24 protein-coding genes and 1 tRNA gene are annotated in these 25818 nt (G+C 29.5%); 6 read left to right on the forward strand and 19 right to left on the reverse strand.

Features of this window, described 5'->3' with window-relative positions:
- Positions 1-18: 18 nt before the first annotated feature.
- The 5 genes from EU96_RS0109390 to pseB form a co-directional block, all read right to left on the reverse strand.
- The gene (locus EU96_RS0109390; protein ID WP_032527177.1) at positions 19-873 is read right to left on the reverse strand and encodes an FkbM family methyltransferase; all 855 of its coding nucleotides are present in this window, start codon (positions 871-873) and stop codon (positions 19-21) included.
- A gap of 108 nt (positions 874-981) precedes the next feature.
- Positions 982-1054: transfer RNA gene (locus tag EU96_RS02010), tRNA-Ala, on the reverse strand.
- A gap of 1869 nt (positions 1055-2923) precedes the next feature.
- Positions 2924-3619, reverse strand: a complete 696-nt coding sequence (locus EU96_RS02000; protein ID WP_032527179.1) for a PIG-L deacetylase family protein — start codon at positions 3617-3619, stop codon at positions 2924-2926.
- Complete coding sequence (locus tag EU96_RS01995) at positions 3616-4488, reverse strand: SDR family oxidoreductase (RefSeq protein WP_032527180.1); 873 nt, start codon at positions 4486-4488, stop codon at positions 3616-3618. Before EU96_RS01995 ends, EU96_RS02000 begins: the two co-directional genes overlap by 4 nt.
- A complete protein-coding gene (pseB, locus tag EU96_RS01990) occupies positions 4488-5507 on the reverse strand; it encodes a UDP-N-acetylglucosamine 4,6-dehydratase (inverting) (protein ID WP_032527181.1) in 1020 nt (339 codons plus the stop codon). Before pseB ends, EU96_RS01995 begins: the two co-directional genes overlap by 1 nt.
- 198 nt (positions 5508-5705) lie before the next feature.
- On the opposite strand from pseB, the gene pseF reads away from it, so the two are divergent.
- Positions 5706-6383: a pseudaminic acid cytidylyltransferase gene (gene pseF, locus EU96_RS01985; protein WP_032527183.1), complete on the forward strand. Its 678-nt coding sequence runs from the start codon at positions 5706-5708 to the stop codon at positions 6381-6383.
- Between the two features lie 551 nt (positions 6384-6934).
- Positions 6935-7594, forward strand: coding sequence for a methyltransferase domain-containing protein (locus EU96_RS01980; protein WP_241434584.1), 660 nt, complete (start codon positions 6935-6937; stop codon positions 7592-7594).
- Here EU96_RS01980 and EU96_RS01975 read toward each other — a convergent pair.
- The 3 genes from EU96_RS01975 to EU96_RS01965 are packed head-to-tail and all read right to left on the reverse strand — an operon-like array spanning position 7573 to position 10635.
- A complete protein-coding gene (locus EU96_RS01975; RefSeq protein WP_032527185.1) occupies positions 7573-8553 on the reverse strand; it encodes an NAD(P)-dependent oxidoreductase in 981 nt (326 codons plus the stop codon). The genes EU96_RS01980 and EU96_RS01975 overlap by 22 nt on opposite strands.
- Positions 8546-9613, reverse strand: a complete 1068-nt coding sequence (locus EU96_RS01970; protein ID WP_032527186.1) for an ATP-grasp domain-containing protein — start codon at positions 9611-9613, stop codon at positions 8546-8548. The genes EU96_RS01975 and EU96_RS01970 overlap by 8 nt, the downstream gene beginning before the upstream one ends.
- Complete coding sequence (locus EU96_RS01965) at positions 9610-10635, reverse strand: N-acetylneuraminate synthase family protein (RefSeq protein ID WP_032527187.1); 1026 nt, start codon at positions 10633-10635, stop codon at positions 9610-9612. Before EU96_RS01965 ends, EU96_RS01970 begins: the two co-directional genes overlap by 4 nt.
- Positions 10636-10755: 120 nt before the next feature.
- Here EU96_RS01965 and EU96_RS01960 point away from each other — a divergent pair, with 120 nt between their 5' ends.
- Positions 10756-11496, forward strand: a complete 741-nt coding sequence (locus EU96_RS01960; RefSeq protein WP_032527188.1) for a 3-deoxy-manno-octulosonate cytidylyltransferase — start codon at positions 10756-10758, stop codon at positions 11494-11496.
- On the opposite strand, the gene EU96_RS01955 is transcribed toward EU96_RS01960, so the two are convergent.
- From EU96_RS01955 to EU96_RS01945, 3 genes are all read right to left on the reverse strand, one after another.
- Positions 11489-12241, reverse strand: coding sequence for an HpcH/HpaI aldolase family protein (locus EU96_RS01955; RefSeq protein ID WP_032527189.1), 753 nt, complete (start codon positions 12239-12241; stop codon positions 11489-11491). The two genes, EU96_RS01960 and EU96_RS01955, sit on opposite strands and share 8 nt — an antisense overlap.
- Positions 12242-12290: 49 nt before the next feature.
- Positions 12291-13211 carry a hypothetical protein gene (locus EU96_RS01950; RefSeq protein WP_032527190.1) on the reverse strand — a complete coding sequence of 307 codons (921 nt, stop codon included), beginning with the start codon at positions 13209-13211 and terminating at the stop codon, positions 12291-12293.
- A gap of 61 nt (positions 13212-13272) precedes the next feature.
- Entirely contained in the window at positions 13273-14097 is an 825-nt protein-coding gene (locus tag EU96_RS01945; RefSeq protein WP_032527191.1) for a glycosyltransferase family 2 protein, read from the reverse strand.
- A gap of 149 nt (positions 14098-14246) precedes the next feature.
- Here EU96_RS01945 and EU96_RS01940 point away from each other — a divergent pair, with 149 nt between their 5' ends.
- Positions 14247-15353, forward strand: a complete 1107-nt coding sequence (locus EU96_RS01940; RefSeq protein ID WP_032527193.1) for a polysaccharide biosynthesis/export family protein — start codon at positions 14247-14249, stop codon at positions 15351-15353.
- Between the two features lie 22 nt (positions 15354-15375).
- Positions 15376-16947, forward strand: coding sequence for a GumC family protein (locus tag EU96_RS01935; protein WP_193741352.1), 1572 nt, complete (start codon positions 15376-15378; stop codon positions 16945-16947).
- Positions 16948-16956: 9 nt separating this feature from the next.
- Here the strand turns inward: EU96_RS01935 and lexA are convergent, their stop codons facing one another.
- From lexA to EU96_RS0109395, 6 genes are all read right to left on the reverse strand, one after another.
- Positions 16957-17577 carry a transcriptional repressor LexA gene (lexA, locus tag EU96_RS01930; protein WP_032527195.1) on the reverse strand — a complete coding sequence of 207 codons (621 nt, stop codon included), beginning with the start codon at positions 17575-17577 and terminating at the stop codon, positions 16957-16959.
- A gap of 56 nt (positions 17578-17633) precedes the next feature.
- Entirely contained in the window at positions 17634-18560 is a 927-nt protein-coding gene (gene argF, locus EU96_RS01925; RefSeq protein WP_032527196.1) for an ornithine carbamoyltransferase, read from the reverse strand.
- Between the two features lie 28 nt (positions 18561-18588).
- Positions 18589-20451, reverse strand: a complete 1863-nt coding sequence (ftsH, locus tag EU96_RS01920) for an ATP-dependent zinc metalloprotease FtsH (protein ID WP_032527197.1) — start codon at positions 20449-20451, stop codon at positions 18589-18591.
- Between the two features lie 116 nt (positions 20452-20567).
- Entirely contained in the window at positions 20568-21662 is a 1095-nt protein-coding gene (ribD, locus tag EU96_RS01915) for a bifunctional diaminohydroxyphosphoribosylaminopyrimidine deaminase/5-amino-6-(5-phosphoribosylamino)uracil reductase RibD (RefSeq protein ID WP_032527434.1), read from the reverse strand.
- Positions 21663-21676: 14 nt separating this feature from the next.
- Positions 21677-22177, reverse strand: coding sequence for a DUF3122 domain-containing protein (locus EU96_RS01910; protein ID WP_032527198.1), 501 nt, complete (start codon positions 22175-22177; stop codon positions 21677-21679).
- Positions 22152-22403, reverse strand: a complete 252-nt coding sequence (locus tag EU96_RS0109395; protein ID WP_032527199.1) for a hypothetical protein — start codon at positions 22401-22403, stop codon at positions 22152-22154. Before EU96_RS0109395 ends, EU96_RS01910 begins: the two co-directional genes overlap by 26 nt.
- Positions 22404-22486: 83 nt before the next feature.
- On the opposite strand from EU96_RS0109395, the gene EU96_RS01905 reads away from it, so the two are divergent.
- Entirely contained in the window at positions 22487-23761 is a 1275-nt protein-coding gene (locus EU96_RS01905) for a bifunctional cobalt-precorrin-7 (C(5))-methyltransferase/cobalt-precorrin-6B (C(15))-methyltransferase (RefSeq protein WP_032527200.1), read from the forward strand.
- 13 nt (positions 23762-23774) lie between these two features.
- Here EU96_RS01905 and EU96_RS01900 read toward each other — a convergent pair whose 3' ends face one another.
- Together EU96_RS01900 and pheS are read right to left on the reverse strand one after the other, a co-directional pair.
- Positions 23775-24683, reverse strand: coding sequence for an NAD(+) kinase (locus EU96_RS01900; RefSeq protein WP_032527201.1), 909 nt, complete (start codon positions 24681-24683; stop codon positions 23775-23777).
- 70 nt (positions 24684-24753) lie between these two features.
- The gene (pheS, locus tag EU96_RS01895) at positions 24754-25761 is read right to left on the reverse strand and encodes a phenylalanine--tRNA ligase subunit alpha (protein ID WP_032527202.1); all 1008 of its coding nucleotides are present in this window, start codon (positions 25759-25761) and stop codon (positions 24754-24756) included.
- Positions 25762-25818 lie beyond the last annotated feature (57 nt).

Below are 25818 nucleotides of genomic sequence, written 5' to 3' on the forward strand. Positions count from 1 at the left end.
ACAAAACAAATATTTTTATCATTGAAGCCTTTTGAAAATATGATTAAAAAGAGATGAGAATTTTCCTTCATTATATTTTTCTGCATGTGCTTTTTCTACTAAAGTAAATCCTTTCGTAAAAATAAAATCCAAAGTACTTTCATAATCTAAATTTTTTTCATTTAACTCCACTAAAAGTGATTTAACATTTAAATTACTTAAGGTGTCTTTAGCACCTTCTAGAATTAATCTCTCATTTCCATCTACATCAATTTTTATATGATTAGGAAAAACATTAATCATTTGTAGAAATTTATCAAGGGAAATGCCCAAAACACCTTGAAAATGAATAGGTATAAACTTCTTGTTTTCAAAATCAATATTATTATCAAATGAATTTAATGCGCCTCCCCATACATAAGATGAAATGTTAAATTTGGAAAATTTTGTTTTATCATGGATTGCGACTGAATAAGGTGTTATGAAATTGCTAAAATTATTTGCTCTTATGTTCAAATTTAAAAGTGCATAATTTAAGGCATCAGGCTCTATAGAAATTACACTGTGCTTTCTATATGCAGCATATAAACTATAAAGACCAACATTTGCCCCTATATCAAGTAAACAATCATCTTTATCAAAATTATTAATCCAATTAATTGTTTCAGGTTCCTTAGTTTCAAATGAAAATGCTCTCATTCTTGTTTCATGGCCCATATCTAAAATTGAAAATATTCTTTCTTTTTTAAGATAAACGTACGAATATTTTTCAATTCTAAGTTTGTCTTTTAACCTTATATAATTAAATTTAATTTTTAAATATTTATTCTGTAAGATTTTTAAAAATTTGTTTTTTAACAGATTCTTCTTAATAATCTTTATAGTTTCCTTCATTTGTAAATTATAAAAGTTAATACATAATTTAAATTATTAATAATTTAAATTATTAATAATTGATATATATCAGCTCAGCTTTAATAAAGATTTTTAGAAAAATTTAAATGGAGCCAAGGGGATTTGAACCCCTGACCCCCTGCATGCCATGCAGGTGCTCTACCAGCTGAGCTATGGCCCCAAGCTTCAAAACGTCAGTCATATCAATGAATCCAAAGATTTCTTTCGTAACTTACGTAATTCCTATAGTACTTTATAGCGTTTGATTATTGAAATCTGCACCTTAAAATGCACCTAGAGATTTACAAGTTGTAGCATGCTTTCTGGATCTGTTCTAAAGCAATTCGGCACCTACTTAAAAAGTCAAACTAGTAATGGGTTAGGTATTGAAGGAATAAAGAAGAAATACCCCTACTTTCTATCCTAGGTAATGGGGAGAATATGCTTTCCATAAAGGTGCGCAGAGAAAATAAATTTCTATTCAAGGGAGGGTACTAAATAACACTTTTTATCCTTTTAAAACTTTTCTCAGTAAAGGATAAATAACTTAGCAAGGCACTTTGAGGAGAGGTGCACCTGCCTAGTATGCATATTATTGAAATCAATAAACCCCCTAGTTATAGATTAGGGAATTCTAATTATTTAAAAACAAAGGGAACAGAATAAGGGGTAATTGGCACCTTCTGAACCTCTTTGAGTTCCTCTCAATAATTCTCTTAATTTTAACCTAACTCTAAAAATGAAATCAGGTTCAGAAAACCAGCTATCTTTATTTTTTGTTTCTACACTTTAATTTAAAAAATAGCTTAAGAACTAAAAGAATATGCAATATTCACAATATCTAAATCATTAAAATGTTATTTTTAATCTATTTAAGAAGCTATAAAAAATAGACAATGAGCAAATTACTAAACTAAATGTAGAAAAAAATAATATTGACCTTTTTTTTGCATAACCTAATAAAGGTATAGTTATAAATAAAGAAGGATAAATAGCACTTTTAATTCTCCCTACAGAGTAAATTGATGGTGCAAATATCTCCAAAGATATTATTATTAAAACAAAAGTTATGAGAATTAAACTATAAGTATAAACTGGCCTCAATGAAAAATTTTTTATAGGTATGTAAGCATTCCTTAAGGCATATTTATAATAAAAAGTTACTGAAATAAAGTGGTTTATTAGTAATAAGAAAATGGGTATAATAAACGTATTATTACTCTGTATTTCTATATCTCTAAAATATGAATAAGCTTTTAAAATAGGCAATAAACTGAATATATTTAGATATAACTGATTACCTAAAAAAAATAGTCCGAATAGAAAGGGCCATAAAATAACAAAACGGTATCTATACAAAATACTAAAAATGAATCTGAAAAAACTATTTATTTGTTTTATTGAGAATACGTAATTTAAATAAAATGGTATGAAACTTACAATTAAAATTAAATAAATAGGGTGAGCTAAAGAAACCAAAATTCCACATATTGGAATTATAAAAATATTATATTTAGAAGGTTTTATAAGAAATGAAATCAGAAAAATTACTATAGAAAATGAGAAAAATTGTCGGAGATGAATCTGAAACAATACAGAGCTAATACTTGGAAGATAAATTAGGATAAGAAAAGTATATAAATTCCATTTATTTTTATGCTCTGAAGAATTTCTAAAGAAACTTATCAATCTAGAAGTGCCAATCGCAATCAAAATTAAAGATAAAAAAATAAGCACAAAGAATTTAATCTTATAATCTTCAAAGGGACGAACAAGATAATAAACTAATTGGTAAGTATAATTTTCAGTTCCTCCCCAAAAAGATTTACTTGTTAAATATTTTGCGAGATTTTCATTATCTATTGCCTCAAGTGAATATGGTCTCAGAAAAGCAGCAAGACTATAAAGAATAGCGTAAATTTTTAAATTAAATTTTGCAAATCTTTTATATAAAAAGAAAAAAGATGAAATAATTGTAAGTATCGAAAAAATAAAAGAATTTATATACATTTATTCAAATTAAAAGTTTAAGAAAATCATATTTTTTCAATTATCTTTTAACAATCAAATTAAAAGCTTCTGCATATTTATATCCAGCTTGATGACCTCGATAAGCGGCTAAAGTTTTTATTGTATTAATAGACCTTGAATGATTAGCCTTAAGAATCTCACCACGATATTCAAGGCATGCTTTAATCTTATCTTCAATTACATCAGTAATATCAATAAAGTAATTAGCGGAGAAGGGATTATGATAATTCCATTCAGTACTTGATATAATTTCAAAACTCATAGCTAAGGATATTGAATTTTTTTTAACTGGTCTTAAAGCAGGTAGGATTGCCTCATAACATTTTCTATGATCAATATTTGCATCATATTGATTATGAGTAATTAAGCATGTTGGTTGAAATTCGGCGATATGGTTTTCAATTTCTTTTGTTAATTCTAAAATTGGGTAAGTATCAAGCTTGCAGCACTTTCTCATACTAAAGTGAATGTTTTCTTTGTTTACTCCTAATTTTTTTAAGGCACTTAATGCACAATATTCTCTTTTTTTTATTGCATCAATAATTTCACTTTCAAATCCATCTTCATCAAATCTAACTGAACTTCCCTCAGCTAAAAAAACAATCTTAACTTGATAATCTTTCTTATTAAGTAAGCTAATTAATCCTCCACATCCTAAAACTTCATCGTCTGGATGAGCCGCTACTATAAGTAATTTTTCAAAATCATTTCTCATTTATAATCAATTAAAAGAGAATCTAAAGTTTCATCCATATTAGGAAGCCTTAAGTTGAAAGCTAACTCTGTTCTATTAATATTCATTGACATTATTTTAGGTCTTGGAGCTACCATATTAACTTCATCAATATAAACTTCTTCTGCATTTGATAAATCTAAATGTAGTTTATTTGCTATTTTCTTAAATATTTCTGCTTTACTTAAAGCATCTGAACTACCTAAATTAAAGATTCCATTTATATCTTTAAAAGAATTATTTATTATAAAATTTGCCAAATAATCCATATGAAGTGGATTACAAATTACATCTTTAAATAAATAGAATCTATTTTCTGAGGAACAATTGTCTATAAGCCAACTAACTTGATTATATTTACCAAACCCCCACAAAAAATTAGTTCTAAAAATTAAACTCTTAGATATTTTAGAAATTAATTTATCACCACCTAATTTAGTTTTTCCATAAATATTAATAGGTTCTTCTTCACCTAAATCTGTAAAACTTTTTGATTTATATACCTGATCAGTTGATATTTGTACAACTTTGCATTTTAAATGATGTTTAATAATAATCTCGTAAATATTCTCTGGTATTTTTTGATTTATCTCATAAGCTTTTTCAATTTCAGTTTCGCATTTATCAACATTTGTCATGGCAGCACAATTTATTATTAGGTCAGGATCTTGAAGTATAAGAAATTCTCTTAATTCACTATAAATTGTCGATTCACAATGATAAAAATCATTTAGTAATCTACTTGAAACTCCAATAACATCAATGTTATGGATATTTTCATATTTATTTTTAATTAACCCTCCAAGTCTTCCTGTAGATCCTAAAATTAAAACTTTTTTTTTGGTAGACATTAAAAAGTAAAATCTTTATTAACATGTGTTCTAATTAAATCTCTTATTTCCTGAACAGAAAGAAAATCTTTATTTAGATCTGATCTATAAAAAAAGTTATTTGGAGATTTTTTGTAGGCAATATTTTCTTCTAAACATCTTTTAATATATAAATCTCTATTGGGGGTTATTGCATAGTAAGGTCCACGATCTACAGTACTATAACCATCTGAAATGGTTATCATTTCTTCATGAATTTTTTCTCCAGGTCTAATTCCCTTAACTTGAGGATTTATATTCGGAGCAATAGCCTTTATTACGTCAGTAATCCTATAACTTGGTATTTTAGGAACAAAAATTTCTTCGCCCAATGAATTTTCTATCGCCCAAATTACCATTTTCACTCCCTCCTCCAAAACAATATTAAATCTAGTCATATTTGGATCAGTTAAAGTAATAAATCCTTTTTTTGCTTGTTCCAAAAAAAGAGGGATAACTGATCCTCTTGATCCCATAACATTTCCATATCTAACAACTGAGAAACGCAGATCTCTTTTTCCTACAATGTTATTTGCCGCAATAAAAAGTTTATCTGAACATAATTTCGTAGCTCCATATAAATTTATTGGAGCCGCTGCCTTATCTGTACTGAGAGCAACTACTCTTTTTACATTATTATCAAGACAAGCTTCTATGATATTATTAGCTCCATCAATATTGGTTTTAATAAATTCCATTGGATTATATTCTGCTGCAGGAACTTGTTTCAATGCAGCAGCATGAACCACGCAATCAATTCCCTCTAGAGCTCGAGAAATCCTATTTTTATCCCTAACGTCCCCCAAGAAATATCTCATAACTGGATATTCTGATTGACTAAATTTTTGCTGCATTTCCCATTGTTTTAATTCATCTCTGCTGAAAACAACCAATCTTTTAATATTTTTATTGCTCTTTAAAAGATGAGATATAAAAGCTTTACCAAAACTACCAGTACCTCCAGTTACTAAGAAAGATTCAGGATTTTTTTTATTATCCATTTCTAAATTTAGAATAAGTAATTAATTTATTTTCTAACTATGAAATTCATAATTGCCATAAATTAAAATAGTCATATTTTTTAGTTATCTTAAAATATAACATATTATTTATTCTTAAAAATAAGAACGGTTTTTCAGACAGAACTTAAAGAAGAATCCTAAGATGATTAAGGTAAATGTAATTTCAAGGAAAAAAATATGAAGCCTATATGTCTTATTCCTGCAAGAGGTGGTTCAAAAAGAATCCCAAAAAAAAATATAAAGATATTTAATGGCAAACCTCTTATTCAGTGGTCAATTGATTGTGCTAAAAATTCTAATTTATTTTCAAAAATTGTTGTAAGTACTGATAATTTAGAAATTGCAGAAATCGCAAAAAATTGCGGTGCAGAGATACCTTTTATTAGACCTTCAAAATTGTCAGATGACTTCACTAAAGACATTGAAGTAATCCAACACTACATTAATCATGAGATATCTATCAATAATGTTCCAGATACACTTTGTTATCTATATCCAACTGCGCCATTCATAACAAAAGAAACTTTAAAAAAATGTTACTCTCTTCTTTTAGAAAAAAAAGCTGCTTGTTCTTTAACAATAACTTCATTCCCTTACCCTCCACAAAGAGCATTAAGGAAAAATGATGACTCAACATTAGATTTCTTTTGGAATGAATTCAAAGGTAAAAGATCTCAAGATTTATTAGAAACATTCCATGATGCAGGTCAATGCTATTTCTACAATTTGCAAAAATTTCCTGATATATCAAATAGGGTTGGGCTTATTTTACCAAGAATTTTATGTCAAGACATTGATACTCCTGAAGATTTTGAATTCGCAGAGACCTTATTTAAAGTTTTAGAGGAGAAATGAATCTTCGGTTTTTGATAATTTTGAATAAAACATGAAATATTTACCATTTCTTTTTATTGAAGAGCTACTTTAAAATTTAAAAAAATAATATATATATTTTGGAAAGATAAAAGATATATTGCAGCGAGATGTATTATGTAAGATAACAAAAAAGAAATAAGCTTTTAATATGGAATACAAATTTAGTAAAAATCTTGGTGATATAACTGATATAAAAAAAAGTTTTTTGCTGAAAATGATCAATTATTGAAGAGGTCTCGCAGTTCAAATAATTTTTATAATAAGCAAGAAATTAGAAAGTTTTGCAAAGTTTGTCAAAAAAGCTTAGAACCTTATGATTTCGATTTTAGGAATCATGGAGTTGAATATAAAATTTGCCGCAATTGTAATCACCTTAATGGATTGCATGAAGACTCTAAAGAGTTTACAGACTATATGTACAAAGGAACTAGTTACTCAAAAAATTATTTGAGGATTATGAACAAAGAATTGAAAAGGTTTATCTAGCAAAAGCAAAGTACTTAAAAGATTCTCTAAAATTAATAGAAAATATTGATGTTTTTGTTGTTTCAGATTTTGGCTGTGGTGGTGGACATTTTGTTAACTCTCTTCAGAAGTTAAAGGTTGATTCAACTGGATATGATATTTCAAATGTAATGATAGATTTAGCAAAAGATTATTGGAAATACAAAAATAATTCTGATGCTTGTAATTGTTTTAATGTAGTATTCTCAGAAGAGGAACTTTATAAAAAGATTGAAGAAAAAAAAAAAGACGTTAGTTCCTTTATTGGAGTTTTAGAACATTTATCTAATCCTAATAATGCAATTGAGGCTTTTTTAGAATCCAAAGCCAAATATATGTTTTTCAGTGTTCCATTATTCTCATTATCTGTTTTCTTTGAAAATGCTTTTCAAAATATTTTTCCTAGACAATTAGGTGCTGGGCATACTCATTTATATACATTTGAATCTATAAATTATTTTTGCAAAAAATATAAATTAAAAAAATTATCTCAATGGCATTTTGGTACTGATTCTATGGATTTAAAAAGAAGCCTATTAATTGAATTAGATAAAAATAAATCTTCCGACTTTACAATAAAAACATTTCAGAATAAATTTATGACTAATGACCTTATTAATCAAATCCAAGAAATAATTGATAAGAATTTATGTGGTTCTGAAGTTCATATGCTTGTTTCTAAGTAATTTTTTTTCTCTAAAAATAATTTTATTTGTTGAGCAAGATCAAGAGAAATTCTTTTTTGGGCATCTTCAGTTGATGCCGCCATATGAGGAAAGATTGTAATTTTAGAATGATTTAAAAATGGATGTTTATAAGCACAAGATTCTGGCAATTCACTATAAGAAGGCTCTGGATAAAGAGTATCTATAAAAGCCTCTTTTATGATTCCCTTCTCAATAGCTTCAAGGATATCTTCATTATTAAGAAGCCTTCCCCGAGCAGTATTTATCAAAATTAAACCTTTTTTTGCCTTAGATAATAAATCTTTATTGACCATTCCTATAGACTGGTTATTTGCTGTTACATGAAGAGTTACTATATCAGAATCTCTAAAAAGCTTTTCCAAACTTTCTACATGAAAAGTATTTTTAAATTTATTGAAGTTATTTTGATTCCCATTTTTTTTGTTATCAAAGGCTAAGATTTTGCAACCGAATGGATGTAATCTTTCAACTACCAATTTCCCAACATTTCCTAACCCAACTACGCCGACTGTCATTTGTGAAAGTTCTCTTCCTTGCAGTAGATCTCTTCTGAAATCTCTTTTTTGGACTCTATTTATTGCTTTAGTAGTATTTTTAATACTATTTAATATACACATTATTGTGAATTCAGCAGCTGAGATTGAATTACCAGTTGGGACTGTTAACAAAGGAATTTTTTTAAATTTCAGAAAGTCTACATCAAAATTATCTATCCCAGTACCTGCTCTCCCTACAAGGAGAAGTTTTGGTGCATTTAATATAAATTCCTTATCTACATTAATTACACTTTTACAAATTACTATGTGTGTTGTTTTGAGGAAATTATAAATCTCTTCTTTAGAAAGATTAAATTTAACATTTACCTTACCAACTTTTTCTAATAATTTAATTCCTGAAGGATGAATACTTTCAAGAACTAGAATATTTAAATTATTCACTTGAGGATACCACCATCTGAGATAATTCAAAAAAAGGCTTAGCACCTCTGCCCCATGGAATATCTACTTTCTCGAAAGGAAGATCTAGGAGCATCATACAGGCCATTTCAATGAAGTTAATACCACTAATTTCAGAAACAGCCAAACTTCCACTCATTCTGGGATTCACTTCTAATATCCAAGGTTTATTTTTTTCGTCGAGAATAATGTCATAATCAAATAAATTAGGCATCATTAACTTACTTTGAAGTTTAGAAGCCAACTCAATTACTGATTCGTTTTTATCCAAATAACATCCTCTAAAGGGGGTAGTTCTAGGATGAAATCTTCTTCTTGGAACAATATAAAAGGGAGTTCCTTCTTTATTAGCTAATATATCTACATCATACATAGCCCCAGGTAACATCTTCATTACTATAAGTTCTTGAAAATCTTCATCTTTCGATGTGTTTAAAAAAGAATCTAAGTTAAATGAATCAAGCGAGATCTCTTTATTTAATTCATCCATCTTAAGATCCTTTTCTTTTATAATCCATACACCTCTACCACCTCTACTTACGGTAGGCTTTACAACTAATTCATTTTCTGGATAACCAAGCTCAAATGCTGCATTTTTAAGGGCATCTTTAGAAGTAACCCTTTTATATTCTGGCAAGGGTATCTCAAGATTAGCAAGATAATCATACATATCTCCCTTATTAACTAAAAAAGGCACCATTTCCGCTGGTGGACAAGAAACTTTAATTCCTTCATTTTCAAAAACATTTCTATTAAGAGCGAAATTTAGCGATTCTTCATCAGACCAAGGAAAAATTACATCTATTTTTTCTTTTTTACATAAATTAAGCATATGATTAATATATTTTTCATCATAACCTGAGGGGACTGTAAAAAATTTATCCGAAAATGAACGTCCTATTGCATCAGAATTTAAATCAGTTGAAATTGTATTAATTTTAATATTTTTGCTTTTTGAAATTGACCTTAACAAACTTGGAGCTAATTGGCCTCCAGAACAAGTTATTAAAATATTAATTGAATTGATTGTGTTTACTTTCATTTTTTTAAATCAGATTCTGTAATGATTTCATATTTAGAAAAATTTCTTTTGGTTGCATAACCTTTGATTTTTCTCCAGTATGCGGGGCTTAATCCTTCTACTGATGGTAATGTCCTCATAAATCCTACATTATCTAAATTCAAAAATTCACCTTTTTTAATTTCTTTTCGAGCTACTATTTTTCTAAGATTGCACTTAGACATGTAGCTTTGTGCCTCTGATATTTCCATTGTATTGTTCCCAAGTATTATTTCTGCTTTTCTTATATTTTGAACCAATTCAGAGAGTCCCTTCTCATTAACAGAAATTTGATGATCAAATCCTTTCCTAGAAGTATCATAACTATAATGTTTTTCGATTATATTTGCTCCCATAGCAACTGACAAATAAGAAGCATCAATACCAATGGAATGATCAGAAAATCCAATTGGAGCTTTCAATATTTTTTTTAATTCTAATATCCCCTTTAAATTTAAATCTTTTAAAGGTGCTGGATAAAGAGATGTGCATTTTAAAAAACATGCATCATAGTTTTTGTTTTCTAATATAATTTTTGCAGCTTTTTTAGCACTATTTATTTTTGTCATGCCAGTTGAAACTATTAAAGGCTTGCCCAACTTCGATGCCTCATCAATTAGAGGCTCATGAGTAATTAATCCTGATGAAATTTTATGAGCTACTGGTTTAAGTTTATCAACTTTAAAAAGTGTAATCAAATCTCCACATGTGGTCATTGGCTCCACACCTAATTCTCTTGCAAGTTCAAATGCTTTAGCAGTTGTCTCAATATCTATCCACCCTTTTGAAAAAATATCATTAGATTCTGTCCCAGGTAAATAATTCTCATTTGCAGGTAGAGTTTGCAATTTAATTGAATCAGCTCCAGCTCTCGCAGCAGATTCGATCATTTCCATACATTTTGTAGGATTGCCCTCATGATTAATCCCTATTTCCGCAATTATAAAAGTAGGGTTTTCATCTCCGATAATTCTATTTCCTAATTTAAAAGTTTTATTAAACATGACCCAATAAACTCATTTAACTAAATATACATTTTTGAAATCTTAACATCCTCTGTCTTAAAATTACTTTAAAAGCCTTATTAGCTTTTCAAATAATAAAAAAAATTATCTTTTTAAATAATGAACAATATATGTATTATCCCTGCAAGAATGGGGAGTTCTAGATTTCCAGGAAAACCGTTATTTAAAATAAATGGTAAAGAATTAGTCAAACATGTCTACGATAATTGTATAAAATCAACTATTTTTCAAAAAGTTGTAATAGCTACTCCAGATAAAGAAATTATTGATTTCTGTAATCATATAAATGCAGACTCAATTCTTACATCAAACGAACATAAAAGAGCATCAGATAGATGTCATGAAGCAATTCTAAATCTAGAAAAACAAAGATCTTTTTATAATATTTGTACTATGGTTCAAGGTGACGAGCCAATGGTTAAACATAATGTAATTGATAAAATTACATATTCTTTAATTAAAGATAAGAATATACTTTGCGCTAATGGTTATGGACAAATTAGGGAGGAGGAACTAACCAACAAAAATTGTATAAAGGTATTAAAAGATAAAAATAGTAATGCAATATACATGTCCAGGAGTCCAATCCCCTGGGAACCAATAGTTAATAAAAATGTAGGTAAACAAATTTGTGTCATACCATTCCAAACTCATTTCCTAAAAACTTATAGTAATTTAGAGCCAACTCCCCTTGAAATTAATGAATCTATAGATATGTTAAGGGTGATTGAGAATGGTAAAGATGTCAAAATGGTTTCAGTAGATGGATATTTTCATCCGGTAGACATTCTTGGGGATGTAAAAGTAGTTGAAAATCTAATACAAAATAACTCTAATTAATTGTCGGTTTTACTGAATGTAATATAACTGAATCAATTGAATAAGCAATGAATTTACAGCCCTCTTTTATTGATTTTTCTAATTTTGCATTGGAAGGTTCAACTATATGAATACCAAAATTAATATTTTTCTTGAAACATTTATTCTTTATAAATTCATAAGCCTCTTTAAAAATTATTGATTCAAAATCCCCGCAAACACCTAATGAGGCAGAAAGATCATAAGGGCCAATTATGATAGCATCAAGAAAATCAGTATTTAAAATCTCATTAATATTATCTAGCCCACCCTTAGTTTCAATCATGCCCACTAAAAAAGGTCTTTCTTTATTTTTTATAGCCTTTTCAAAATTAATGCCATATTGATTAGACCTCGAGAATCCAACTCCCCTTTTACCCAAGGGTGGGTAAAGTAGTTCATTTTTAATTTCTATCAATTGATTTTTAGATTCAATCATTGGCAATATAAAGCCCTTAAATCCAAAATCAATTATGTTTTTAACAGAAGTCCTATTACTTTTCTGCAATCTTACAAATGGCAGACTATCATTAACCTCAATAGCTCTAATTATAGATGCGATATCACTCCTTGAGAAGGTCCCATGTTCCATATCAATAACTATCCAATCATAATATTTTGTCGCAGACAAAATCTCAGCTATTTCTGGGGATGGAATTTGCATCCATGTTCCAATTGAAGGTTTTCCATTATTTATATTTTTCCTCAAGTCTGTTAGCGTTTTCATTTGAATCTAAGAAATTTTAAGTTTTAAATTAAAGCATAAATAATATATTTTATATTTGGATTGCAAACTTTTTCTCTAAGTAGAGTAAAGTTATTAATTCTAAAATTATGACTCCTATCATCCAATATAAATTTCCAAATAATAGGCACATACAAATTAAAAAAGTTGCCAACATATATATCATAGAAACTTGATCATGAGAAAATTTTCCCTCATTTAATCTTTTGAAATAAAATGACTTGTGAGGAATTATTATTGATTCACCTGAAAGAAATCTTTTTGAAACTGATATAAGTGAATCACCCAATAAAGGGCTTGCTAATAAAAGAATTTTCAAAGCCTCAGTAAAACTACCACTCTGAAGTATCACACCAACAAAAAGTGATCCCAAAAAAGTACTTCCCACATCTCCCATAAAGATTTTTGAAGGATGCCAATTAAGAACAATAAATCCTAGTAGACATGAAACATATGGCCAATAATTTAGATCAAGATATACAGAAATAGATCCAAAAATTATAATCATGCAGCCAGCCAAAAGACCATCTAAACCATCAGAAAAATTTATGAAGTTTATGCATCCAGATGATAGAAATATGATTAATAATAAAATCAAAAAGAAAGGCAATCCGCTATAAGAATTTAGGAGAATATCTTTTAAAGGAGAAATATTAAATAGTAAAATTATGGTAAAAATTTGTGCCGATAGCCTTATAAAAGGTTGCAAGTCATACTTATCATCAATAAGTCCAACGATAGATAAAGGAAGACAAATTAAAGGGATAAAATCATTATTAAAGTAAGCAATTAAAGATATTAAAAATACAAAAATTATTCCTCCTGCTGTAGGTTTAGCTATGTTATGGGAACTTCTTTTATTAGGCTCAACTAAAAGATATTTTTTTAAAATTGGAATTATTGAATAAGTAATATAAAAAGTTAATATTCCAAATATTATGATATTTAACATTATTAGTTTTTTTGCCTACATTTTAAAATAATACCTCAAAAATCAATTATATAAAACATTCTTAAAATAATCTGAAACCCCATGTCCTAGAATATCTCATATAAGAAATAATCAAATGATATTGCTGAAATAATGATTTATGGGATCCTCTTCCGCGAATATGAGTTATTTGTCCTAATGGACAATGCATTGTTTTACCCTCAAAACTACTTCTTCTTACGATATCTGCATCCTCAAAGTGCAAAAAATAATTTTCTGAAAATCCTTTAATTTTTTTATAAGTTTCAGATGGAAAAGCAAGAAAACAACCCGACAAAAAAGTAGAATTTATAAATTCTTTTTCATAATTTTGATATCTATTTTGATTTTGATTTAAGTATTTTTTGAGGATTGGTAATTTCTGAAAAAATGAGAATCTGCTTATAAGCAGTGAAAACATTGTAGGATTTTTTTTAGCTGAATATTGGATATTACCATTTGGAAGATAGATTAATGGAGCAGCACAAGAAATTAGATTAGAAGAGGTTACAAATTCAAAGAAACTTACTAGTTTTTTTCCTTGAAAGTATACGTCTGGATTAATAGCTATAAACCAAATATCTTTATTTGAATTTTGTTCTAGTAAATTATGATTGTGACCTAAACCGTAACCAAGGTTTCTATGAGATCTGATAAGATCAACTTTATATGAATATTTCCCTAAATTTAAATTATCTTTAGAATATATTGGATTTTTTGAATTATCCCTTATCAATAATTTAGTAACTTTAATATTTATTTTTTTTTCTTTAAATGCCAGTATCAATGATTCAATTGAATCCATAAGGTTCTTAATATCTTTTATAGGTGTGTTATAAAGGACTGTTGAGAATATCAATTTTTTCATATATTTATAAATTAAAATTTTGAATTTTTTATAATAAAAACCTTTTTAGATTCAGACTTTGTTTTGGTTAAATACATTCTTTATTATAATTTTTTTTCTTAATAATTGATAAATGACGTGTTATTATTGTCTAAATATTTTATTATATATTGTCATACCAAATTAAAGCAATAAATAAAATAATAGTTTGTTTTTTAACATTTACCTCATTTTCTCCTTTAATAATTCAAGAGTTTGTTAAAAGCGAAAATAATATTGAAAATAAAAAGATTTCTAATACATCAAATCAAATAATTCAAAAAAGCGAATATATCTTAGATAGTGGTGATTCAGTAAATGTTTTCTTTAAAGGCCTAGAAATTTTTAATAATTTTTATACTATTGATGATGAAGGTTATTTACTGTTGCCAGAAATTCGTAAATTTAAAGTTAGAGGTTTTACCGTTAATGAATTAAAAAAGAAACTAGAAGCCGAATATACAAAATTTATAAAAGATCCTGATTTAGAGATTAGCCTTTATCAAAAAAGAGTTATCAAATACTTCATTAGTGGAGAAGTTAAGACGCCAGGTCTTTACGATTTCAACCCTACATCAAATTATGAAGTTCAAATGACTAATATAAATAGTGGTACTGTTTATTCTCATCAAAAATATTATTTATATAATGCAATAAGAAAGGCAGGGGGTTTTACTAACTTTGCAGATCTTTCAAATATTAAGATTATTAGAAAAAATTCATTATCACAAGGAGGAGGTAAGATATCTACTGAACTAAATTTTCTTAAGTTATTTTCTGAAGGAGCTCAATCAACCAATATTGAAATTATGGATGATGATTATATTATTATAAGCAAAAGTGAAAATATAATTCAAGAACAACTTCAAGCTATCAATCGAACAAATATAAGCGAAGGAGAAATTAACGTTTATATTACTGGTAACATCCCTAAGAGCGGAGCTACTAAACTTAAAAAAGGTGTTACTTTAATCCAAGCAATTGCTTCTGCAGGTGGTACCAAGTATTGGACAGGTAATATTGAATATTTAAGCTTTAACTATGATGGCTCATCTGATATGAGAATTTTTAGATACGATAAAAATGCAGTGATAAATAGTTATAAAAATCCCACTTTAAAAGATGGTGATGTTATTAATGTAAAAAATACTGCCTTAAAAACAACTTCGGAAGTATTTTCCGAAATATCTAACCCAATCTTAAGTGGAATTGGTCTAATTAAACTTTTAGGACTCTAGTTTAATAATGAAAGAAAATAATATGAAAGATTCGAAAGATATAAATCAATTTGATGATGAAATTGATTTGAATTTTCTATTAAGAATTTTCCTAAGAAATAAAAAACTAATTATCTTCCCTGCCATATTGATATCTTTTGGCACAGCTATTTTTACCTTAATAGCAAAGCCAATTTGGTCTGGAAATTTCACAGTTCTTGTCAAGAATCAAGAGAGTAAATCCACTTTGTCTAGTAATCCTATAGTTAATATTCTACAAAATCAGAATAATATTAGCGATGAGGCATATCTACTAAAAACTCCATTTGTTCTTCAACCAGTATTTGAATACATAAAAAAAACAAAAAAGCTGAATAATGACTACACGTTTAATGAATGGATAACTGGTCCTATTTCAGTTGAGGCATCAAAAGATTCCAACATTATAAAAGTTTCATATGAAGATGAGAATAAAGAATTTATATTAAATGTATTAGGAAAAATTACCGAAAAATATAAAAAGTATTCAATAAGTAAACTTAATCAAGATTTAGATCGCCAAATAAAATTCTTATCTAAACAAGAGAAGATTTATGAAAGAAAATATCTCGATTCTTTAAAAACATTCAATAAATTTTCAATTAAAAATGGATTAGGGGATATTGACGGATTTGTAAAATTAGGCAAAAGATCTGGAACTAATAATGGGAGTTTAACTTTAATAGGAGGAGATCAAAGCAGAAATAATACATTTGGTGGGCAAAGTATAAATAATTCATTTAATCCTCAAAATCAATTAAATCCAAATAATGCCACAAATTTACAGAATCAGGTTAATAATAATGAAACTGCAGGTCAAAGATATACTAAACAATTTGATTTATTAGAAACATTAGAGACTAAATACGCAAGATACTCATCTTTAATGACAGAAGAATCAGAGTACTTGCGAAATTTAAAGCTTCAAATTGATACCCTTGAGTCTTCTCTTAAAAGACCGAATCAAATCCTTGTAAAATATAAAGAACTTCAAAAGACACTAAGCAGAAATGAAAATATTTATACTTCAATTGAATCTAATCTTATCAACCTTAAAATAGAAAGAGCAAAAGATAAAAAAACTTGGGATATTATTTCAAATCCTACAATTGAAAAATATAGAGTTTCTCCAAAGAGAAAGAAGAATGTAGCAATTTCATTTCTTATTTCTATTTTATTTTTTTATTTTGTTTCAATTATTAAAGAACGCAAATCAAATATTGTATTCGAATTAAATGAACTAAAAAAACTCATCAATATTGAATTTAAAGAAATATTGGATAGAGAGGAATTCAATTTCAACAATAGTTTTTTAACTAAATTAACTTCAAATAATGAATCTGTTTTTTTAAAAGGCTCGAAATTAATGAAAAATGATGTTTTTAAAATATTCTTTAAAGATATTATCAAAATTGAAGATATCAAGTTATGTCATGAAATAGACTACAAAAAAAATAAAAATATTTTTTTATTTATAGAAGAAGGAAAAATAACTAAAAAAGATATTATTAATATCAACAGATATGTGAATCTAAACAAAGAGTTATTTGCAGGATGGATTTATTTAGAGAAATAATAATAAATATTAATTAATTTTTCTCCATACAGCTAATAATTTTCCTTGAAAAACGACTTCATCTAAATTTAATTCAATTGGTTCATAAGCTGGATTAGCTGCTTCAAGAAATATTTTCCCTCCTTTCTTAACAAAATACTTTAAAGTTGTTCCTAAACCTGGAACCATTGCACTAACAATAGTTCCATTTCTAAGAAAGTATGAATCTTTTATCGGTTCCATCAAAACCATATCTCCATCAGCAATACACGCATCTATCATAGAATCTCCATTAACTGTAAGAGCAAAAACATTTTTCTTTTTTAAAACATCAGAAATATCTAAATTCTCTTGAACATCTGAATAAGTTTCAATTAAACCTCCAGCTGCCACTGAACCCATAATTGGTACACCTTCTATAATTTCATCAACTATTTGCAATGTTCTTGCTTTACCTTCTTGCCATGAGATGTAACCCTTTTCTTGCAAATGTTTCAAGCGACTTTGAATTGGAGCGGGAGATTTTAATCCCATAGCTTGCATCATTTGCCTAATGGATGGACTATGTTGAAAGTCTTTCATATAGTTCTTTATCCATCCATAAAGCTCATTTTGAGCTTGGGTAAGATCATCCCCTGAAGAAGTTTCCATAAAACCAATGTACACTAATACATTTGTACCTCTTTATAGTGTACATTGCAAACTTTTCAACAAAGAAGGCATGATAAAAGAGCTTGTTGAGCATGCATTCTATTTTCAGCCTGTTGGAAAATTCTACTTTTTTCACTTTCCATTACAGCATTAGTTATTTCTTTATTTCTATACGCAGGGAGGCAATGAAGAATGATTGCATCTTTTTCTGCCTTTTCTACTAGATCACTATCAATAGTGAATCCATTAAAGTCCCTATCCTTTTCTTTCTTTTGATTTTCTTCACCCATAGATGACCATACATCCGTATACAAAACGTTTGCCCCTTTTACAGCATTATAAGGATCATTAGTGATTTTCAACAAATTATCATTCTTATAAATTTCACGAGCTTTTTTGATAACGAGGGGATTTGGACGATAACTATTGGGACATGCAATCCTTACTTCAACCCCTAATAATGCTCCGCATAAAATTAGAGAATGAGCCACATTATTTCCATCACCTATAAATGTCAAAACTACATCTTTAAAATCAAGAAATTCCTCGTGAATTGTTAAAAAATCAGCTAGGGCCTGACACGGATGTTCTAAATCTGTAAGAGCATTAATAACTGGCTTCGTAGACCACTTAGAATATTCCTCCAAATCTGAATGCTCAAACGTTCTAATTGCAATAACATCGCAATATCTACTTAGAACTCTTGCAGTATCTTTAATTGGCTCTCCTCTCCCTATTTGTGATGTTGTCGGATTGAGGTCAATAGTTGTTCCACCAAGCCTTGACATCGCAACTTGAAAACTAACTCTTGTGCGAGTTGATGACTTATCAAAAATCAATCCTAAAACTTTATTATTAAGGTCAATATTTATTTTTTTATTTTTAAAATTACTTGCAAGCTCTAGTATATGAAAAACCTCATCTGTTGATAAATCCAAGCTTGATAGGAAATTATTTTTAGCAAGCTTATTTGGTTTTAGCATAAATATTTCTAGTTAGATCTAGATTCTACTATGCAGGCATTTTAGTTTCTGCCAAGAGAGTCTTGAGATCCTCCCCTTCTATGACTTCCTCTTGAAGAATTTTTTGAGAAATCGATTCAAGAAGAGGTAAATTATTCCTCAAAATATTAAGTGCAGTTTCATGCGCATCATCAACTAAATCTCTAACCTCTTTATCAATAGCTTGAGCAGTAGCGTCACTAACAGATCTTCTAGGATTATTTCCATTTCCTAAGAACTGTCCTCCTCCTTGTTTATCGTAAGCAAGAGGACCAAGAATATCACTCATTCCAAATGTCCCTACCATTTGTTCGGCGATATCAGTTGCTCTTTGTAAATCATTTGATGCTCCGGTAGTAATCTTTCCAAAAACAACCTCTTCTGCAGATCTTCCTCCAAGAAGTGTAGCTATTTGTCCTTTTAATTCTTCTTTGGAATTCAGAAATCTTTCTTCAGTTGGCAATTGGAGAGTATAACCAAGTGCACTCATACCTCTAGGTACAATTGAAATCTTAGCCACTTTGGAACCTCCAGGCATTAGATGTCCGACTATTGCATGACCAACTTCATGGTATGCAACTACTTTTTTCTCATCATCTTGAAGAACTCGACTTTTCTTCTCTAACCCAGCCACAACTCTTTCTATGGCCTCACTTAAATCTTGTTGTTCAACACTTTTTCTTTTAGCTCTAGCAGCTAGCAAGGCAGCTTCATTAACCATATTAGCCAAATCAGCACCAGCAAATCCACTTGTAGCTTGCGCGATAGAATCTAAATCTATTGAATCTGCAAGTTTAACTTTTTTTGTGTAGATCTCTAATATGGTTTTTCTACCTGATAAATCTGGTCTATCTACTAAGACCTGTCTGTCAAATCTTCCTGGTCTTAAAAGTGCCGCGTCAAGCACTTCAGGTTGGTTTGTGGCTGCTAATACTATAACTGGTTTATCTGCGGAGGCAAAACCATCCATCTCAGTAAGAAGCTGGTTTAGAGTTTGTTCTCTCTCATCGTTACCTCCAACAACTCCCATTGAACCAGAACGACTTTTACCAATAGCATCTAGTTCATCAATAAAGATAATGCATGGAGCTTTTTTCTTGGCTTGTTCAAATAAATCCCTAACTCTTGCTGCACCTGCACCTACAAAAAGTTCAACAAATTCAGAGCCTGAAATGATAAAGAAAGGAACTTCTGCTTCACCAGCAACAGCCTTTGAAAGAAGTGTTTTTCCAGTTCCTGGAGGTCCTACAAGAAGTACTCCTTTAGGTATTCGTGCTCCTATATCTGTATATCTTTCTGGTTTTTTTAAAAAATCGACTATCTCTGTTAATTCGTCTTTGGCTTCGTCAACTCCAGCAACATCGGCAAATGTTACTTTAGATTCATCATCGGGTACATAAACTTTTGCTTTACTTTTTGTGAAGCTTAGTGCTCCTTGAGCACCTCCGCCCCCCATACTTCTTCTAGCAAAAAATTGTAACACAAGTATAAAAATTAATGGTGGCACAACCCAACTTAAGATTGTTGAAAAGATATTAGGCTTCTTTGGAGGAGCAGCAGCGAATTCAACCCCTTTACTTTCTAACCTTTGTGGGAGGTCCATATCAAATATTGGGGTTGTTGCCAATACTGAAGGTGCGCCTTCTTCAGCTCCATTTAATTCATATCTTATTTGCTCTTGTGTTATGTATGCTCTCTTAACTTCCCCATCATTCACCTGATCTATGAATAAAGAGTAAGGAACCCTAGGGATTTGCATATTTTGATTCGGGAAGAGACTACTAAATAGAAGTAAGGCTCCTACTCCTATTAAAATGATATTTACTATTCCAAATCTTTTATTAGGTTGATTATCGTCTTGTCTTATTGGCATGGTTGTTATCAATTTTGTATTAATTATAAACTAAACTAAAAGTTTCCGTATCTGTTTTGTTTTTTTTGGGTGAGAACCGTACGGTACTTTGACCCATATAAATTAAGTATAAAAATTTATTTTTCAAATGAACTCTTAACGCATATATCGTTGCCAATCAAACTAAACTGAAAATCAGTTAATTTAATAATTTCATGCATTTCTTTAAATTCAAAATCACCAAAGGGATTCATATTATTTTCTCCACCTAAAATTTTCGGAGCAATAAAAGTAATAATTTCCTGAATACAATTAGATTGGATAGCGGCGGTAGCCAATCTAGGACCACATTCCCAAAGAACTTTATTACAACCTCTTTTAGCAAGTATTTTTGAAATCAACTCTGGATTATCTGATGATACCTTTACAACCTCCACACATTTTGGAATCCTTGTGAGGTAATTTTCATTTGCTGTAGAAGAATCATAAATAATTAAAGTTTTTGCCTTATTACAATCCCAAAGATTAGATTTTGAAGGCAGATCTAAACTTTTTGTGAAAACAACTCGCAAAGGCTCAGGATTTTTTGAACCTCTAGTAGTCAAAAGTGGATTATCTTTCCTTAATGTATTCCCACCAATTATTATTGCATCAAATTCTGCTCTAAAAGAGTGAACTAATGACCTTGATTCTTCATTAGTAATCCATTTACTTTTTCCATTTTTCAAAGATATTCTTCCATCAATACTCATTGCCCATTTAAGAACACCAAATGCCTTTTTAGTAATATTCCTATGAATGAAAGTCTTATTTAAATCTAAGGATTCTTTTTTACACAACCCTAAATGAACTTGTATTCCAGCTTCTTTTAGCAGCTTAATACCTTTACCAGAGACTCTTTTATCAGGATCTTCAATAGATATATATACCTTTTTTATCCCCGAGGATATCACCTTATCTACACATGGAGGTGTTTTGCCATGGTGGCAGCAAGGTTCAAGATTTACATACATTGATCCGTCTTTAGCATCTTTTTTTAAATTATTAAAAGCCATTGCCTCAGCATGGGGCATACCAGCCTTGTAATGAAATCCTTCTGAAATAAGGTTCCCATTCTTATCAATTATCACTGCTCCTACCCTAGGGTTAGGACTCGTTGTATTTTTACCTAAAGAAGCTAAAAAAATTGCTCTTTTCATCCATTTTGTATGGCTTACATTTTTTTCAGACATCTCAAAAATCAAATTCAGTTTATTGATCTCCACTCTTTAACCACAAAGGGTGGAACAGGTAACTCAGAAAAAACTCCTGACAAAGATAATCTTAATGGTCTATTTTTATCTAAATTTTTAATTAATTCATCAAGATCAAATTCTGCAGCAGCTTGTCTTCCATCATTTGCTAATTCCACGTTAAGTAATGTTTTATCATCTAAAAACCACTGTTTTCTCCCTGATTCAACCCTCAAGTCAGTGGGATGATCAATCCTAAGATTCCCCGGATATCCTATTACTCTCAAGATCAATTTATCTGCAAAAAGAGGTGATTTATAAGCTACCAATTGCCAAGTTTCAAAGTCCAAATCTCTTAAAAACTCGCTACTAGCATTTATTAATGCCCCATTTATTTCTGTTTCTGCAACTTCTGCAGATACTTTTAATGGTTTAAAAATAAATGCTACTAGTAAAAGTAAAGGTAATATTCCTTTTAAAAAAATATTTTTATTTGATTTTGTAATTTTCCTCATTTTCAGAATCCATAAGGGCATCTAAAGTTACAGCTGTTCTTACAATAGCTTGGTACCTTTTAATTATTTTACGATTTTTTTCTATAACTCGAGATAAATTCAAAGTGTCTTTTTCAGAATAGCTAGATGTTAAATCGCTAGAATCTTCTTCAATAAACTCAAATTCAATATCTTTATTAATTAGAGTTAACAATAAATCATGTAATCTCTTTCTCCTTTCAGACAATTAATTTACTATGATAACTCGAACAATAATAAGATAATTTAATAAAACATTCAAATAAATTAGGTTCTTTTCCTTAAACATTCATGACTGAAATAAATAGAAAAATAAATGTAGTAGGGATAAATTCTTTTAAATTTGAAGATTTACCTTCCAAATTAAAAGATCTATTTATAAATACAGGGAATATTGCAGTTCCCAATTCATATTTTGAAGAGATTAAATTATGGAGTGAAAATAATTTAGGACAAAAGAAATTATTCTTTGCAAGCCAAAGTAATCAAGAGCTCATAAAATGGCTTAGATCTCAAAAAACTGATGTTATTTTAATTTCGAGAGGAGATCCACTTTGGTTTGGAATTGGAAGAATACTACTAGAAAATTTTTCAAAAGATGAATTAAGTTTCTACCCTTCAAATACTTGTATTCAATTAGCATTTAGTAAGTTAAAGATCCCATGGAAAGATACTGTTAATGTAAGTATTCACGGCAGAGATTCGACAAAGTTGGTTGAGGCTCTTAAAGCAAGGCCTTCAACTTTGTCTATTATTACAGATTCAAATAAAAAAAGTTTAGAAATAATCAAGAAAAACTTATCAGAATTAAATCTGATTGACTTTTATGATTTTTGGCTCTGTGAAGAGATAGGCTTCGACAATGAGAATATAAGAAAATTAAATCTTAAAGAGTCATTGCCCTCTGATATATCAAGTTTGAACATTGTTGTTCTTACAAAAACAAAGAAAAATTACTCAAATAATAATCTCCCTCTTTTCGGAATCAGTGACCATATTTTTAAAACTTTTGATGATAGACCAAATTTATTAACTAAAAGGGAGGTTCGCGTTCAAATCTTAGCTGATCTAGAGCTCCCTAAAAATGGTGTCATCTGGGATATAGGAGCAGGTTGTGGGTCAATTGGTTTAGAGGCAATTAGACTAAGACCTAATTTAGATTTGTTCTGTATCGATAAAAGGATTGGTTCAAAAGCATTAATACTAGAAAACTCAAAAAGGCTTGGAGTTAAACCAAAATCCATTTTTGAGGAAGACATAAATAATACCTTGAATACGGGATATTTAAGTTCTCTTGAAAAACCTAATAGATTAGTAATTGGAGGATGTAATAAAAAGACTAAACTTGAAATTATTAATACTCTGGCTCAGAGTATGAGTATTGGAGATATTATCGTAATCCCAATAATTGACTTTCAAACTATTAAAGAATTGAAAGAGGAATTAGAAAATAAAAACTTTAAAACAAATTTAAATTTAATTCAGACATACAAAAGCCTAACCATCGCAGAGGGAATGAGATTAGACCCTAACAATCCTGTTTTTTTATTAAAAGGTAAAAAATAAATTTAAATAATAGTTATTTGTTTGGTTTAGCCACATGAGGTAATCCCCAACCTAGTTTATTTCTTAAAACTTGGAAAAATTCATGATCTTCAAGTCTAATAAACTTGACTGCGTGTTTACTTTTTCTTATTAAAACCCTATCTTCAGGCCAAACATAACAGCCAGCATTTCCATCAACAACCATTACTAATCTTTCAGGAGTTGCGGGGAAAACTGTTACTGGCTCTGAATCATTAAAAACTAGTGCCCTTGATGCCAATGAATGTGGAGCAATTGGTGTTAATTGTACTACAGGGCAATCAGGAGTAATGACTGGTCCTCCAGCACTCAAAGAATATGCAGTAGATCCAGTTGGAGTAGATAAAATTACTCCATCAGCTGAAATATCCACGGGAGCATGACGCCCTATAGAAATCTCAAAATGACACATACTTGTCAGAGGTTCTCTATGAAGAGCCATCTCATTAAGGCAGAGAGACTCCCATCTTCTCTGATCATTCCTCATTACACTAATGATCAAGCAAGTTCTTTCTTCAATATCCCAACTTCCAGCAATGATTTTATCTATAGCATCATCTAGGTTAGATAAATAGGCTTCTGCAAGAAATCCTAAATGACCAGTATTTATTGTAAGAATCGGAATTTTTGCAGGTGCAGTTTGCCTTGCTGCAGAAAGCACAGTTCCATCTCCACCAAGAACAATTGCAAATTCCATTGATGAATCAAACCCCTCGGGAACACAATTCATATATCCCAAAGGACGAACATGTTGATCAGGATTGGCGAACCCAACCATTCCACCAGAGCTACTAACTCTTACAACCTCAAAATTGGATTTTTCCAATTTATCCTGAACAGAATTTGCAGTTTGAACAGCAAGTTCTTTCCCATCATTAACGATTAGTCCTGCTTTACGTACCAATCAAAAAATTAAAACTATAATTATCTTAAACTAGTTTGATGGACAATCCTAATTTAGAAATTCAATTTTATTAGAATTGTTCTAAGAATCTAAGATCATTTGTATAAAATTTCCTGATATCGTCAATCTGATGTCTTACCATACAAAATCTTTCAACTCCTAACCCAGCTGCAAATCCAGTCCATTTCTCAGAATCTATTCCTAACTTTTCTAAGACTTTCGGATCAACCATACCGCAGCCCATTACTTCTAGCCATTTACCTTTCCATTTAACGTCTACTTCTGCTGAAGGTTCAGTAAATGGGAAATAACTAGCTCTAAATCTTACAGGAATATCTCCAAAAAAGGTCTTTAAAAAAGTAAGAACTGTTCCTCTTAAATGACTAAAATTAATATCTTGATCGATACATAAAACCTCAACCTGATTAAATACAGGTGAATGAGTAGCATCTACAGCATCTCTCCTATATACTCTCCCGGGGGCAATAATTCTTACTGGAGGAGGATTTTTCTCTAAGTATCTTATCTGAACAGGAGAAGTATGGGTCCTTAAAAGTCGATTTTCATCTAAGTAGAAAGTATCCTGCATATCTCTTGCGGGATGATTTTTGGGTATATTGAGAGATTCAAAATTATAAAAATCAGTTTCTATTTCAGGGCCACTTTCGACTGAGTATCCTAAACCACAAAAAATATCTATTATTTCATCTTGAGTTGAAATCAAAGGATGTTTATTTCCAGGGGGGGTTCCAATTGAAGGGATAGTTACATCAATTTTTTCTTTTTTAATCTTATTATCTAAGGCTTCACTGTTTAGTAGATTTTTTCTTTCAGTTATTAATTCTTGCAAATTTATCTTTATTAAATTTGCCTTTTGGCCAACAATTGGTCTATCAGTAGCAGATAATTGACCCATTGTTTTCAAGATAATTGACAAATCACCTTTTTTTCCTAGAAGAGATACTCTCAATTGATCCAGTTCTAAATGAGTATTAGCATTATCTATATTATTTTTTGCTATTAAAGAAAGATTATTTAGTTTTTCCTCAATTTGACTTAATGATTCAATTTGACTCACTGATATAGTAAAAATAGGTATTGTTTTATCTTACTTAAATATCGTCCATAAATAAAA

The sequence above is a fragment of the Prochlorococcus marinus str. MIT 9302 genome, from assembly GCF_000759975.1.
In the GTDB taxonomy this organism is placed as follows: domain Bacteria; phylum Cyanobacteriota; class Cyanobacteriia; order PCC-6307; family Cyanobiaceae; genus Prochlorococcus_A; species Prochlorococcus_A marinus_M.

Coding starts and splice junctions, on each gene's coding strand:
- EU96_RS01910 (WP_032527198.1), bottom strand. CDS start 22,177: ATGAGGAAAATTACAAAATCAAATAAAAATATTTTTTTAAAAGGAATA.
- EU96_RS01970 (WP_032527186.1), bottom strand. CDS start 9,613: ATGAAAGTAAACACAATCAATTCAATTAATATTTTAATAACTTGTTCT.
- EU96_RS01905 (WP_032527200.1), top strand. CDS start 22,487: ATGACTGAAATAAATAGAAAAATAAATGTAGTAGGGATAAATTCTTTT.
- ribD (WP_032527434.1), bottom strand. CDS start 21,662: ATGTCTGAAAAAAATGTAAGCCATACAAAATGGATGAAAAGAGCAATT.
- EU96_RS01935 (WP_193741352.1), top strand. CDS start 15,376: ATGAAAGATTCGAAAGATATAAATCAATTTGATGATGAAATTGATTTG.
- pseF (WP_032527183.1), top strand. CDS start 5,706: ATGAAGCCTATATGTCTTATTCCTGCAAGAGGTGGTTCAAAAAGAATC.
- EU96_RS01965 (WP_032527187.1), bottom strand. CDS start 10,635: ATGTTTAATAAAACTTTTAAATTAGGAAATAGAATTATCGGAGATGAA.
- EU96_RS01995 (WP_032527180.1), bottom strand. CDS start 4,488: ATGTCTACCAAAAAAAAAGTTTTAATTTTAGGATCTACAGGAAGACTT.
- EU96_RS01945 (WP_032527191.1), bottom strand. CDS start 14,097: ATGAAAAAATTGATATTCTCAACAGTCCTTTATAACACACCTATAAAA.
- EU96_RS01960 (WP_032527188.1), top strand. CDS start 10,756: ATGAACAATATATGTATTATCCCTGCAAGAATGGGGAGTTCTAGATTT.
- EU96_RS02000 (WP_032527179.1), bottom strand. CDS start 3,619: ATGAGAAATGATTTTGAAAAATTACTTATAGTAGCGGCTCATCCAGAC.
- pseB (WP_032527181.1), bottom strand. CDS start 5,507: ATGGATAATAAAAAAAATCCTGAATCTTTCTTAGTAACTGGAGGTACT.
- argF (WP_032527196.1), bottom strand. CDS start 18,560: ATGCTAAAACCAAATAAGCTTGCTAAAAATAATTTCCTATCAAGCTTG.
- lexA (WP_032527195.1), bottom strand. CDS start 17,577: ATGGAAACTTCTTCAGGGGATGATCTTACCCAAGCTCAAAATGAGCTT.
- EU96_RS0109390 (WP_032527177.1), bottom strand. CDS start 873: ATGAAGGAAACTATAAAGATTATTAAGAAGAATCTGTTAAAAAACAAA.
- EU96_RS01955 (WP_032527189.1), bottom strand. CDS start 12,241: ATGAAAACGCTAACAGACTTGAGGAAAAATATAAATAATGGAAAACCT.
- EU96_RS01950 (WP_032527190.1), bottom strand. CDS start 13,211: ATGTTAAATATCATAATATTTGGAATATTAACTTTTTATATTACTTAT.
- ftsH (WP_032527197.1), bottom strand. CDS start 20,451: ATGCCAATAAGACAAGACGATAATCAACCTAATAAAAGATTTGGAATA.